12 protein-coding genes and 1 tRNA gene are annotated in these 12897 nt (G+C 32.7%); 7 read left to right on the plus strand and 6 right to left on the minus strand.

Going from position 1 to position 12897, the window contains the following annotated elements; all coding sequences use genetic code 11:
- Positions 1-31 precede the first annotated feature (31 nt).
- Positions 32-160: a photosystem II reaction center protein I gene (locus tag EU96_RS00430; protein WP_002805124.1), complete on the plus strand. Its 129-nt coding sequence runs from the start codon at positions 32-34 to the stop codon at positions 158-160.
- 23 nt (positions 161-183) lie between these two features.
- A complete protein-coding gene (locus tag EU96_RS00425) occupies positions 184-2133 on the plus strand; it encodes a DUF3769 domain-containing protein (RefSeq protein ID WP_032527611.1) in 1950 nt (649 codons plus the stop codon).
- Between the two features lie 16 nt (positions 2134-2149).
- Here the strand turns inward: EU96_RS00425 and leuD are convergent, their stop codons facing one another.
- From leuD to EU96_RS00405, 5 genes are all read right to left on the minus strand, one after another.
- Positions 2150-2758 carry a 3-isopropylmalate dehydratase small subunit gene (gene leuD, locus EU96_RS0109540; protein WP_032527546.1) on the minus strand — a complete coding sequence of 203 codons (609 nt, stop codon included), beginning with the start codon at positions 2756-2758 and terminating at the stop codon, positions 2150-2152.
- Positions 2755-4164, minus strand: a complete 1410-nt coding sequence (gene leuC, locus EU96_RS00420; RefSeq protein WP_032527547.1) for a 3-isopropylmalate dehydratase large subunit — start codon at positions 4162-4164, stop codon at positions 2755-2757. The genes leuD and leuC overlap by 4 nt, the downstream gene beginning before the upstream one ends.
- A 15-nt stretch (positions 4165-4179) precedes the next feature.
- Positions 4180-5478 (minus strand): competence/damage-inducible protein A, encoded by a 1299-nt coding sequence (locus EU96_RS00415; RefSeq protein WP_032527548.1) that lies wholly within the window; start codon positions 5476-5478, stop codon positions 4180-4182.
- Positions 5447-6718: a serine hydroxymethyltransferase gene (glyA, locus tag EU96_RS00410; RefSeq protein ID WP_032527549.1), complete on the minus strand. Its 1272-nt coding sequence runs from the start codon at positions 6716-6718 to the stop codon at positions 5447-5449. The genes EU96_RS00415 and glyA overlap by 32 nt, the downstream gene beginning before the upstream one ends.
- A gap of 78 nt (positions 6719-6796) precedes the next feature.
- Positions 6797-6870, minus strand: a tRNA-Arg gene (locus tag EU96_RS00405).
- 85 nt (positions 6871-6955) lie between these two features.
- On the opposite strand from EU96_RS00405, the gene EU96_RS00400 reads away from it, so the two are divergent.
- Complete coding sequence (locus tag EU96_RS00400; RefSeq protein WP_032527550.1) at positions 6956-7207, plus strand: hypothetical protein; 252 nt, start codon at positions 6956-6958, stop codon at positions 7205-7207.
- 14 nt (positions 7208-7221) lie between these two features.
- Positions 7222-7512: a DUF3181 family protein gene (locus EU96_RS00395; RefSeq protein WP_032527552.1), complete on the plus strand. Its 291-nt coding sequence runs from the start codon at positions 7222-7224 to the stop codon at positions 7510-7512.
- Here EU96_RS00395 and murJ read toward each other — a convergent pair.
- Complete coding sequence (gene murJ / locus EU96_RS00390) at positions 7509-9092, minus strand: murein biosynthesis integral membrane protein MurJ (RefSeq protein WP_032527553.1); 1584 nt, start codon at positions 9090-9092, stop codon at positions 7509-7511. The genes EU96_RS00395 and murJ overlap by 4 nt on opposite strands.
- Before the next feature lie 72 nt (positions 9093-9164).
- Here murJ and sfsA point away from each other — a divergent pair, with 72 nt between their 5' ends.
- From sfsA to EU96_RS00375, 3 genes are all read left to right on the plus strand, one after another.
- Positions 9165-9905 carry a DNA/RNA nuclease SfsA gene (sfsA, locus tag EU96_RS00385; protein ID WP_032527554.1) on the plus strand — a complete coding sequence of 247 codons (741 nt, stop codon included), beginning with the start codon at positions 9165-9167 and terminating at the stop codon, positions 9903-9905.
- A gap of 179 nt (positions 9906-10084) precedes the next feature.
- A complete protein-coding gene (locus EU96_RS00380) occupies positions 10085-11545 on the plus strand; it encodes an ammonium transporter (RefSeq protein ID WP_032527555.1) in 1461 nt (486 codons plus the stop codon).
- Between the two features lie 89 nt (positions 11546-11634).
- Positions 11635-12831: a 4-hydroxy-3-methylbut-2-enyl diphosphate reductase gene (locus EU96_RS00375; protein ID WP_032527556.1), complete on the plus strand. Its 1197-nt coding sequence runs from the start codon at positions 11635-11637 to the stop codon at positions 12829-12831.
- The last annotated feature ends 66 nt before the right edge of the window (positions 12832-12897 follow it).

Consider the following 12897-nt stretch of genomic DNA (forward strand, 5'->3'; position numbering starts at 1 on the left):
AGGATATAAATCTGTCAGCACACCTATTTCCATGCTTGCCTTAAAAATTTCTGTTTACACAATCGTCTTTTTCTTTGTTGGAATCTTTCTCTTTGGATTCTTGGCGAGTGACCCAACAAGAACACCAAACAGGAAAGACTTAGAGAGTCCTCAAGATTAATCCTTTAATTTAATTTGTTGATTTTGATTTCAGGGATATCAAATAAAGTAATATTTATTTTTCTTTTATTTATTAATTTTATACAGCCATCAAAATCTGCTGACTTTGAGGAAATTATTTCAAGCGAAAATAATCTAGATTCTAAATTAAGTAGTTTAAAAATATCTAATATTAAATACTCACAGAATTTGTTAAATCAATCAGAGTCACTATTAGCTGTTATTAGCGAAAAGGAAAATGAGATAGTTATCCAATCAGATAAACAATCTGAAATAAATGATGTTATTTATGCAGAAGGCAACGTATATGTGTCGTATAGAGGAAAACTTCTTAAAGCTGATAATTTAACTTACGATAAGTTAAATAAAGAAATTAGTGCTAAAGGAAATATTCTCTTAATATTTGGGGATCAAATCTTTAAAGTTTCACAATTAGAGTACAGCTTTATTAGTAAAAAAGGTTATTTGTTAGATGTTCAGGGATATATTAATTCCAATACCTTGATGGAGGACTTGTCCTCAAATTTCAGCTTATCAGATTCAAATAAGATTGAAGGTTTACTTAAATTAGAAAAAAATGAAGTTTTAAATACTCCTGATAAGGTTAATAATTGGATTTTTTCTACGCAAAGAATCACTATTGATGGGAAAAAATGGAAGAGTAATAAAGCAATATTTTCTAATGATATCTTGCAATCTAAACAAGTAAAATTAGAGATTAATTCATTGGAAGCTTATTCGTTGAAGGAAGAATTAAGATTTAGATCATCTTTAAATTATTTAGTTTTGGATGAAAATGTTTCAATCCCATTTTGGTTTGGTAGCAGAGCGTTTAATAAATCCGCACAAAATGATTTAAAAAGTAGTTGGTCCATTGGTTATGACAAGCTTGATAAGGATGGTTTGTTTATTGGTAGAAAACTTAATTCCTTTAACTTATCTGATGATTTTATTATTAATTTAGAACCACAATTTTTAATTCAACGTTCAATCAATGGAAAGACAAAGAGTTTCGTAAAGAAAGGAGATTTAATAACTGGAGAAAAAGTAGAAAGAGATGCTGAATTTGCTGATTATTTTGGAGTTAAATCAGAAATAAAAGGTAAAGTTAATAATTGGGATTTGGAAATAGTTAACCAAATAAACTCCTTTGATACTAATAAATTTTCTGATGCGCTCAGATTTAAATCTATTTTGAACAAAGAAATCAATTTTTTAAATGCTAAATGGGATAAAAGTTTTTACGGAGTTTATAGAGATAGAGTATGGAATGGTTCATTGGGGGAAACTGAAATTTATGCAGGATATGGTTCAAAATTAGAAAAAAAACATACTTGGGAAGTCAAGGGTATAAATAAAACTGAAGTTTTATCTTTAGGTCTGGCACATTTAAAAGGAGAGGCCTTATTTAGTAAAAACTTAGTTGATAGTCCTAAAGGTAATTTGTTTTACTCCTTAGATCAAAATATCCCAATAAGTGTTGATAAACCTAAGAGTAAAATGATTGATAGTTCTTATGAGTATATTTATGAGCCTATTAAAAAAGGACTAAGTCTAAATACGAGACTAGCAGCATCATATTCTCTATATGATGATGGAAAACATCAAGAATATATTGGTTTCGGTTTTGGCCCAGAGTTAATCTTAGGAAATTTCAAAACAAAGACTTTCGATTACACAAGAATTAGTATTTTCCCTTATTTTAAATTAAAAAACGGAGATAGTATATTTAAATTTGACCAAATTTCTGACAAATTCACCTTGGATATTGGTTTTGACCAACAACTTTTTGGCCCAATTATGCTCAAAAGTAGTGGAACAATAAACTTAGATAGTGATTCTAATGATTATGGAGAATTCATAAATTCAAAAATCTCATTAAATTGGAAAAAAAGATCCTATGAATTTGGTATTTTTTATCAACCTCATAATCAAGCGGGCGGAATTTTGTTTAATTTGTTTGGATTTAAATAACTACAAGAAATAAGAATTAAAATTTTAAATAGGGTAAATTATTAAATTTATTTTCAATTAGATTTTCATTCTCAAGTAGTGTTGAAGTTGCATCCCATTCTCCTGATAAAAACATTTTTCTTGAGCTTTCCTTGATCTCAAGATTAAAATTTAAATCTTTTGATTTTGCTAAGGAATTTTTGATTCCAATTTCTAAGAATAAACTCTTGTTATCGGTATATTTTTGAATATCTTGTATTGATTTTTTAGGAAGTGTGAAACATGGAATTCCAATTGCAATACAATTGCTATAAAAAATTTCTGCAAAACTCTCACCTATTATTGCTTTTATACCCCATCTCATAAGTGCTTGGGGAGCATGTTCTCTGCTGGAACCACATCCAAAATTGCTATTAACAATTAATATTGAAGCATTTTTGTTTTCCTCTAAATCGAAAGGATGCTGTCCCTTTAATGTTTCTCTATCGTCTTCAAATACAGATTTTCCCAATGAATCAAAATTAACACACTTCAAGAAACGTGCGGGAATTATTCGATCCGTATCAATATCGTTACCTATCAATGAGATGCATTGCCCAACTATTTGCGTAATTTTTCCAAATGGTGGGGTGAATTCTGATTTCATATGTTTATAAATTCTCGAACGTCACTTACTTTGCCATTAATTGCAGCAGCAGCAACCATTGCTGGACTCATAAGCAGTGTTCTTCCGCTTGGAGATCCTTGTCTGCCTTTGAAATTTCTATTGCTAGAACTAGCACTTACTTGATTACCTATTAGCTTATCTGAATTCATTGCTAAACACATAGAGCAGCCTGGCTCTCTCCATTGAAATCCAGAATCTTTAAAGATCTCATCAAGACCTTCTTTTTTTGCTTCTGTGGCCACTTTCTCTGAACCTGGGACTACAAATGCTTTTACTTTTTCAGATACTTTTTTGTCTTTCAATACTTTAGCTGCAACTCTTAAGTCACTAATTCTCCCATTTGTGCAACTGCCTATGAAACAAACATCTACTGGAGTATCTTTTATTGATTGTCCTGGTTTGAAACCCATATATTCATAAGCCTCTTCAGCAATAAATTGGTCATTTGGTGACAAGTCAGCTAATTGAGGAATCTGTTGATTGATTCCTAAACTTTGACCGGGAGTAATCCCCCAGGTTACAGTTGGTTCTACTTTTGAAGCATCTAATTTAATTACATCATCATAAATAGAATTTTCATCGCTTTTTAATGATTTCCACCATAAGAGCGCTTTATCCCAATTTTCATTTTTTGGAGCATATAATTTATTTTTAATGTAGCTAAAGGTCTTTTCATCAGGGTTTATATAGCCGCATCTCGCTCCCCCTTCAATAGACATATTGCATATTGTCATCCTTTCTTCCATTGATAATTCATCGATCGCAGGGCCTGCGAATTCATAAGCAAAACCTACTCCAGCCTTTACACCAAGTTTATTAATAATGTGAAGCACTAAATCCTTAGCGTAAACGCCGCTAGATAATTTATTGTCACACCAAATCTGTCTTACCTTCAGTTTGTTCATGGCTATGGTTTGGGTAGCAAGAACATCTCTTACTTGGCTAGTTCCTATTCCAAAGGCAATTGAACCAAAAGCCCCATGGGTTGAAGTGTGTGAATCGCCACAAGCGATAGTCATCCCAGGCTGCGTTAGCCCCAATTCTGGAGCTACTACATGCACTATCCCTTGATTGCCACTACCAATATTAAAAAAATTTATTTTATGTTGTAAGCAGTTCCTTTCTAGTGTGTCAATCATTTGTTCTGCAAGATTATCTTTGAAAGGTCTGCTTTGATTATCTGTTGGGACAATATGATCAACCGTGGCGACTGTTCTGCTAGGAAATTTTACTTTTAAGTTTTTGTCTTTTAAAGCACCAAATGCTTGAGGACTTGTCACTTCATGAATGAGGTGAAGACCAATAAAAATTTGATCTGAGCCTCCAGGGAGACTTGAAACTTTGTGTAAATCCCAAACTTTATCAAATAAGGTATCTTGACTCAATTTGTAAAAAAGTTACTAACTCTTAGATAATAGGATTAATCTGAGGCTGTTTAAACACAGATTTACACTTAGTGTTTGAATCTCTGTTCTGTTTCTGGTTGAGTTAAATATTTTTTTGATATTAGTAATATGATTATTTGGTCCTGAAATCGAAATATGAACTAATCCAACAGGCTTTTCTTTACATCCTCCATTAGGACCAGCTATTCCACTAATAGCTATGGACCAATCTGCTCCTAATTTCTTCTTGACATTAATTGCCATAGCCTCACAAACTTCTTTAGAAACAGCTCCATATTTTTTAAGTTTATCTTCCGAAATATTTAATAATGAGTTTTTCAGGTCATTACTATAGGAAACAATACTACCTTGAAAAACTTGAGATGAGCCTGATATGGATGTGATTGATGAAGATAGTAGACCTCCTGTACAGGATTCAGCAAAAACGATAGTTTCCTTTCTTTTGGCTAATTTTTTTATTAAAACGCTAGGAAGAGTATCATCATTTTCTCCAAAAATAAATTTCGAAAACTCATTTTTTATTTTTTCTTTTACAGGTTTAATTAATTTATTTGCCTCTAATTCACTCTTGGCTTTAGCTGTAATTCTGAGTTTAACTTCCCCTAAGTTTGCATATGGCGCAACAGTAGGGTTTTTAAGGTTTAAAAGATCGTTAATTCTCTCTGCGACGTGTGATTCTCCAATGCCTGAGAATTTTAGAGTATTTGAAAGGAAGGAATAACCATCTGAGAATTTGTTTTGAATGTAATCTACTGCAGTCTCTTCCCACATAGTTTTCATTTCACTAGGTACTCCAGGGAAAGTAAGAATAGTAAAACCTTTGATTGGTTCCCATATCATTCCTGGGGCAGTACCCCTAGGGTTATTAATTATTTGCGCATTTTTTGGGAATAAACATTGTTTCCGTAAGCTAGAAGAATTATCTTGCAGCTTTGAATTTGAAAGTTTTTGTTTGATTTCATCCCATAAGTAAGTTCTCTCATAGAGAGACACATTGAAAGACTTGGCTATTGCTTTAGTAGTTAAGTCATCTGGAGTGGGTCCTAATCCACCTGTTGTAATAAGAAGATTACTTCTTTGAGATATTTCTTGAATTACTTTTATTATTCGATCAAAATTATCTCCTATAGTTGATTGCCTAAAGTGATTTAAGCCTAATTGAGATAATTGCTCAGAAATCCATTGAGCATTTGTATTTACAATATTTCCTAAAAGTAATTCTGTTCCTATAGATAGAATTTCAACTTCCTTGGAAGAAGGATTATTTAATTGATGGTTCAAGTTTGCCTTCATAAAGAGGAAAACGATTACATAAGGCTAATACTCTTTCTTTACATTGACTTTCAATTGGTGAATCACTTGGATTAAGTAATCTATCAGCAATAATTTCCCCAACTTCAGCAAAAGCACTATCGTTAAAGCCTCTGGTAGTTAAAGCAGCAGTACCCAATCTTAGTCCACTTGTCACAAAAGGTGATTCAGGATCAAATGGGACAGTATTTTTATTAGCTGTGATATTCACTTCGCTTACTAGTAAATCGGCAATTTTACCAGTCATATTAATACTTCTTAAATCGAGTAAAACAATATGATTATCAGTGCCTCCACTAACAATATCAATACCCCTACTTATTAAAGTTGAAGCTAGAACTTTGGCATTTTTTATTACTTGTTGGGAATAATTAACGAAATCGGGTTCTAAAGCTTCTCCAAATGCAACTGCTTTAGCGGCAATAATATGTTCTAGAGGACCACCCTGAGTTCCTGGGAAAACAGATTTATCAAATTTCTTTCCAAATTCTGCATCTTTACATAAGATAAGTCCACCTCTAGGCCCTCTCAATGTCTTATGAGTAGTTGTAGTTACTACATCACAATATGGTAATGGATTTGGGTGAAGTTTACTTGCTACTAGCCCCGCGATGTGTGCAATGTCCGCCATTAAGAATGCACCAACTTCATCTGCAATATTTCTAAATGATTCAAAATCAATTGTTCTTGGATAAGCAGAATATCCGCATATGATTAATTTTGGTTTTGTTTCTAATGCTATATCTCTTATTTCATCAAAATTCAGCTCACTAGTTTCTTTATTTACACCATAGTGAACTGCATTGAACCACTTACCACTCATATTGACTGGAGATCCATGAGTAAGGTGCCCGCCGTGAGATAAATCCATTCCCATGATTGTGTCGCCAGGTTTAAGAAGACTTAAGAAAACGGCAGCATTTGCCTGAGCCCCACTGTGAGGTTGAACATTAGCCCAATTTGCATTAAATAATTTTTTCGCTCTCTGAATAGCTAATTCTTCTATTTCATCAACAAATTCACATCCCCCGTAATATCTTTTTTGAGGTAATCCTTCCGCGTATTTATTAGTAAGGACAGATCCTTGAGCCTGCATGACAGCAATTGATGCAAAATTCTCACTTGCTATTAATTCAAGGTGAGTTTCCTGTCTATTTTTTTCGGAGTTAATAAAATTGGATATTACTGGATCACTTTCTTTAAGATTTTGAAGAATATTCATTAAATTTGATAAGTAATACTAACTAATATAGACGATATTTATTAGAAAAATATAAAAAGAATATTTCATAATTTTAAACGCGCCTGGAGAGATTCGAACTCCCGACACCCTGATCCGTAGTCAGGTGCTCTAATCCACTGAGCTACAGGCGCATAATTTGTAATATCTCTGTTTCAGGGTATCTTAGTCAACTAGATTTCAGGTAAAATATCTATTATTAACAATTTAATTATTAATATGCCCATAAAGTGGTACGGAAACGGCGATTTAGAAGATCCGACATACAAGCATTTTTCTCGAATAGTAAATTTTGTGATTCACTGCATGATATTCACTTCGGTTGTAAGTGGTACTTGGCTTTTAAAAGAAATTAAATATGAAATAGCTTTTTTTAATAATTTTGCTATTTTCTGGTCAATTATTTTAGCTTCCCACTTACTTTTTGTAATTATAAAAAAACCCAGAGATTTAGAAAAACAATCAACTTAAATCAATTTTTATTTATGGACTCTCAGATAAGCATAAGTGATCTAGAAAATAGTATTTCAGAAAAGGTTTATATAAAAATAGAAAAGTGGAATTTATATCTTGGAGATGCTGGCCTAGCTAGAAATCTTGCTATTGAATGTATAAGCAATAAAGATCAAGGCACATTAGAGGCTGCAAAAATAAGTTTGAAAGCAATTAATGTAAAAGTAGGAGATGGACTTAAAAGTATTCCACTTATTAATTTCATAACTTCCGCACAAATTCTTGAATTAGAGGAGATTTTGGAAAGTTTTTTTAATAACTAAATCTTTTTTTGATAAATTTTAAAATTATTTACGTGCAAACATTTTGTAAGTAAAAAATAAATTACAAAAAAAGTTAGAGATCCAAATATTAATAATAAAAATCCTCCAAAATCTGAATTAAAGGAATTCTTAGTTTTGAAAATAGTCAAACAAAGTGTACTATCTAAAAATGATGCTAATGACATCAGAGTAATTTTTTTCAATAAATCTAAGTTAGGCAAATGGATATCTTCATTTCGCAGATTTAAAGAAAGCAAAATACAAACTATAAAGTTTACTATTACTGAAGATAAGATTATTCCTACAACTCCAAAATTATATGGTGAAAGATTTCCAAAGTTCTTAATTGGTGCACCAATTAAAAACCAATCAAAAAAGATGTTAAATATTATCCCTGCAAATGACAACTTAAAAGGAAATTTTGTTTTTTCTATTGAATAGTAAGTTCTTACTAATAAATCTCTGTAAAGATAAAAAGGTATGCCAAATCCATAAGCAATTAATATATTCTTCACTTTTAAGGTAGCTGAATAATCAAAGACTCCTCTTTGAAACATTAATTGAACAATTTGGTTGTTGAAGGTTATGAAAAATCCAGTTAAAAAAATAGTTGTCAAGAAACAGTGCTCTATTCCAGAGATTAATTTTTTTTGGAATCCTCTGGAGTCTTTATAACTTCTTAATTTAGAAAATTTTGGAAGTAATGGCAGAATTAAAGAGTTGGATAATATGCCTAATGGGGCTTGTATAAGAAAATTTCCGTAAGCTAGTCCAGATGCTGCTCCTTGAAAACTGGAAGCAAAAAACATATCAATAAAAACATTAATTTGACTTAGACCTGATGAGATAGATGCTGGAAAAATTAGTTTGAAAATTCTTCTCTCTTCATCTTTAAACAATTGGAAAGTTGACTCTAATCTCAAGAGACCGATTTTATTTATTTCCCATATTTGAACAACAAACTGAATAAAAGTTCCTGTCAAAGTTGCAAAAGCTAGTAATCCCGAATAAGTGAGGAAATTTGAAGATGAATTTTCTTGGTTGAATATCCAACTAAATAGAATAAAAAGAATTGTAGTTATGCTTGTTATTGCTGGGCTGATACTTGATAAAAAGAATTTTCTTTGGGAATTTAAGGCGCCAAAGCTTAAACCTATAAAGCCAGATAATGGTATACAAGGTGTAAGTATTCTTAATTGGTAAGTGGCAATAGATTTAGCTTCGTAACTTAAATTGGGGGCTAATAAATCAATTAATAAATTGGAATTAAAGTAAATCAATATAGCTAAACTGCATAATACTATTGAAAGTTTTATGCTTACTTGAGTAAGAACAATCCCTCCACTTTTTTTGTTAAGAGGAGTTAAAACTGCTACTACTGCATTATGTAAAGGGCCATTAATTCCTCCAATAATTATTAGCAAAAAACCAGGGATTATATAGGCATAATTAAATGCGTCGTAAGTTACCCCAACCCCAAAAGCAGCAGCTATAAATATTTGTCTTATACATCCCGCTAATTTACTAAGACTAGTACCAAATGAAATTGAAAAAACATTATTTTTAAAAAATGAATGCATTTGGCTTTATCAAAAATTTTTCAATAAGATTAAGTTTCAATTATATTTGATTTTTAAATAACGACATATTTTATGAATGATCGGATAATTGAATTTGATTCATTAATTGAAGGGGTTTTAATTAATAGATATAAAAGGTTTCTTGCTGATATTGAATTAGAAACTGGAGAGGTAGTTACTGCTCATTGTGCTAATACAGGACCAATGAAAGGACTTTTGACCGAGGGAGCAAAAGTAAGAATAAGTGTTTCCCCTTCTCCTAAAAGAAAATTACCTTTTACTTGGGAACAGATATGTGTTGTAGATGCAAAAAATGAGGAGGTTTGGGTTGGAATTAATACTCTATTCGCAAATAAGTTGATCAAAAAGGTTATTGAGAAAAATTTGTTAAACGAAATAATTGGAGAAATAGAGACAATTAAATCTGAAGTACCTTATGGAAAAGATAAAAAAAGCAGAATTGACTTTTTTTTAACTCCAAAATCTTCAAATCCTGATAAACGTAACATTTACATAGAGGTTAAAAATACGACCTGGATGAAAGGAAATGTAGCTCTATTCCCAGATACAGTAACGAAAAGAGGCCAAAAACACCTTATAGAATTAAAGGAATTAATTCCTGAAAGTAAAAGCATTTTAGTACTTTGTATTACGAGAAAAGACGCTTGTTTCTTTTCACCTGGAGATGATGCAGATCCCTTATATGGCAATCTTTTTAGAGAATCTTTTAGTGCAGGAATGATACCAATCCCATGCTCGTTTGAATTTCACAAAGACCACGTAACATGGAATGGAATTAAACCTTTAAAATAAATTAAAAAATTGATACTTTGATATTTATAAAAAAAATTTTTTAATTTAACAAATATAATTTTAGGATGCAACTATAAAATTGGTAGCAACGACTACTAGACACTAATAAGTTTTTTGAGCAAAATTGAATATGAAAGGAAACAGCAAAAACTGTTTTTTTGCAGATCTAATTTTTTTTTATGACCACTGCTTTGCAAACGCCTCAAAGGCGCTCTAGGTCCAGATTACAAGATGCAAGTCTTGTTAATGGACCTATGCTCCTTTTGAGGAGCATTCGAGGATTTAGTTCAAACCGCTCCATGTTGTGGCTTGCAACTGTTCCTTTAGCTTTGTTTGGTTTAGGTATTTTTAATCTTTCAGCTCACGCAGCTGATTTACCTGAGTTGAATGCAGCTTTTCTTGCTAACAATTTATGGCTTTTGATCGCTACTATCCTAGTGATCTTTATGAACGCTGGTTTCGCTATGGTTGAGGCAGGTATGTGCCGTTCTAAGAACGCAGTAAACATCCTTGCTAAAAACCTATTCGTATTTGCTTTAGCTGTAACCGCATATTGGGTTATCGGTTATAAGCTTATGTATGGAGATAGCGTAGCTGGCGGATGGCTATATTTTGGAGGCCTATTTTTTGATCCGACTGTAACTGCGGATATGGTTACTGATGGGGCATTAGTTCCAACTGTAGACTTCTTATTCCAGTCTGCTTTCGCAGGAACTGCAGCAACAATTGTTTCAGGACTTGTTGCTGAAAGAGTTAAATTTGGTGAATTTGTTGTTTTTGCAATTGTTTTAACAGCATTCATTTATCCTATTGCTGGAAGTTGGCAATGGAATGGTGGTTGGCTCTCAGAACTTGGATTTATTGATTTTGCTGGTTCTTCAATTGTTCACTCAGTTGGAGCTTGGGCAGGTTTAGTAGGAGCTATGCTTCTTGGGCCAAGAATCGGTAAATACTCTGACGGAAAACCACAAGCCATGCCTGGCCATAATATGGCTATTGCTACATTAGGAGCTTTAGTTCTATGGATAGGTTGGTATGGATTTAATCCTGGTTCTCAACTTGCTATGGATGAATGGGTTCCCTATGTTGCAGTAACAACTACTCTTGCAGCTGCAGCTGGTGCTATTGGAGCAACTATTGTTTCCACTTTAACTTCAGGAAAGCCTGATCTTACAATGATCATTAATGGTATTCTTGCTGGTTTGGTAAGTATTACTGCAGGTTGTGGTGACATGACTCTTGTAGGCGCTTGGTTTGCTGGACTTGTTGGCGGTATTATCGTTGTATTCTCTGTTGCAGCTCTTGATGCCGCTGAGATCGATGATCCTGTAGGCGCATTCTCTGTTCACGGAGTTTGTGGTGTATGGGGTACCGTTGTTATTGGTTTATGGGGAACAAGTGTTCAAGGCGATGGAGCAGGTATTGGTTTGTTTAATGGTGGTGGTATTGAGCCACTTCTTATTCAAGCACTTGGTGCAGCAGCCTACGCTATCTGGACTCTTGTTACTTGTTGGATCGCTTGGTCTGTTATCGGAGGATTATTCGGAGGAATTCGTGTATCTGAAGAGGAAGAGACTCAAGGTCTAGATATAGGAGAGCATGGAATGGAAGCATATCCAGACTTTGCATCTGCTAAATAATCTAACTTAAACTGATTTTTAGAAACCTGACTTATGTCAGGTTTCTTTTTTTTTACTAAAAATTATTTAAAATGTTGTAATATCTTAAAATGGATACTCAAGCCTTTAGAAGATCCCTTCATCATTCTGCCAGATATAATCGAAGGGGTTTCGATTCTCCAACAAAAAGAGCTCAAGCTTTAGAAGAAGCTTATCAAAGTGATTTGATAAGTTCTATAAGAGATAATGATTTTACCTACACTAAAGGTAGACTAAAAATTAAATTGGCCAAAGCCTTTGGTTTTTGTTGGGGAGTTGAAAGAGCTGTAGCAATGGCTTATGAAACTAGAAGACATTACCCTAATGAGAATATTTGGATTACAAACGAAATAATTCATAACCCTTCAGTTAATGATCATTTGAGAAAAATGAATGTAAAGTTCATTTCAGCTAAAAATGGAATTAAGGATTTCTCATTAGTTTCTAAAGGGGATGTAGTTATATTGCCTGCTTTTGGTGCTACTGTTCAAGAAATGAAACTCCTTCATGAGAAAGGATGCCATATTATAGATACAACTTGTCCTTGGGTTTCTAAAGTTTGGCATACTGTTGAGAAACATAAAAAACATGTTTTCACATCCATAATTCATGGAAAATTTAAGCATGAAGAGACGCTTGCTACAAGCTCATTTGCAGGTAAGTATTTAGTTGTACTTGATTTAGAAGAAGCAAATTATGTATCTGAATATATCATGGGCGGAGGAAACAGAAATGAGTTTATTAACAAATTTGCTAAAGCTTGTTCTGATGGATTTGACCCCGATAAAGATTTAGATAGAGTGGGAGTTGCTAACCAGACAACTATGCTTAAAAGCGAGACCGAAGAAATTGGAAAGATTTTTGAAAGAACGATGTTAAAAAAATTCGGACCAGAAAAACTAAATAGTCACTTTTTAGCGTTTAATACAATTTGTGATGCGACTGAAGAAAGACAAGAGGCTATGTTTTCTTTGGTTGATGAAGACCTTGATATTCTTGTCGTTATAGGAGGCTTCAATTCTTCAAATACTACTCATTTACAAGAAATAGCAATTACTAAGAATATTTCTTCTTTTCACATAGATACGCCAGAAAGGATATCTGTTGAAGAAAACTCAATATTACATAAACCACTAGGATCAGATTTGGAACTGGAAAATAATTTTTTACCTAGTGGAAATATTAATGTTGGAATCACATCAGGTGCATCTACACCTGATAAGGTTGTCGCGGATGTTATAGAAAAGTTGATTAATATTGCTTCCTGAATTTGCAATGTTATCTATAAATTTGCTTAGTTTTTTTAATTTATTAATCATATTTTTCCAAAAGAT

Source organism: Prochlorococcus marinus str. MIT 9302 (assembly GCF_000759975.1).
Classification (GTDB): domain Bacteria; phylum Cyanobacteriota; class Cyanobacteriia; order PCC-6307; family Cyanobiaceae; genus Prochlorococcus_A; species Prochlorococcus_A marinus_M.

Excerpts from the sequence above, each read along its gene's own strand:
- EU96_RS00395 (WP_032527552.1), top strand. The coding sequence starts at position 7,222 with ATGGACTCTCAGATAAGCATAAGTGATCTAGAAAATAGTATTTCAGAA.
- EU96_RS00430 (WP_002805124.1), top strand. The coding sequence starts at position 32 with ATGCTTGCCTTAAAAATTTCTGTTTACACAATCGTCTTTTTCTTTGTT.
- murJ (WP_032527553.1), bottom strand. The coding sequence starts at position 9,092 with ATGCATTCATTTTTTAAAAATAATGTTTTTTCAATTTCATTTGGTACT.
- EU96_RS00400 (WP_032527550.1), top strand. The coding sequence starts at position 6,956 with ATGCCCATAAAGTGGTACGGAAACGGCGATTTAGAAGATCCGACATAC.
- EU96_RS00380 (WP_032527555.1), top strand. The coding sequence starts at position 10,085 with ATGACCACTGCTTTGCAAACGCCTCAAAGGCGCTCTAGGTCCAGATTA.
- EU96_RS00415 (WP_032527548.1), bottom strand. The coding sequence starts at position 5,478 with ATGAAGGCAAACTTGAACCATCAATTAAATAATCCTTCTTCCAAGGAA.
- EU96_RS00375 (WP_032527556.1), top strand. The coding sequence starts at position 11,635 with ATGGATACTCAAGCCTTTAGAAGATCCCTTCATCATTCTGCCAGATAT.
- glyA (WP_032527549.1), bottom strand. The coding sequence starts at position 6,718 with ATGAATATTCTTCAAAATCTTAAAGAAAGTGATCCAGTAATATCCAAT.
- leuD (WP_032527546.1), bottom strand. The coding sequence starts at position 2,758 with ATGAAATCAGAATTCACCCCACCATTTGGAAAAATTACGCAAATAGTT.
- sfsA (WP_032527554.1), top strand. The coding sequence starts at position 9,165 with ATGAATGATCGGATAATTGAATTTGATTCATTAATTGAAGGGGTTTTA.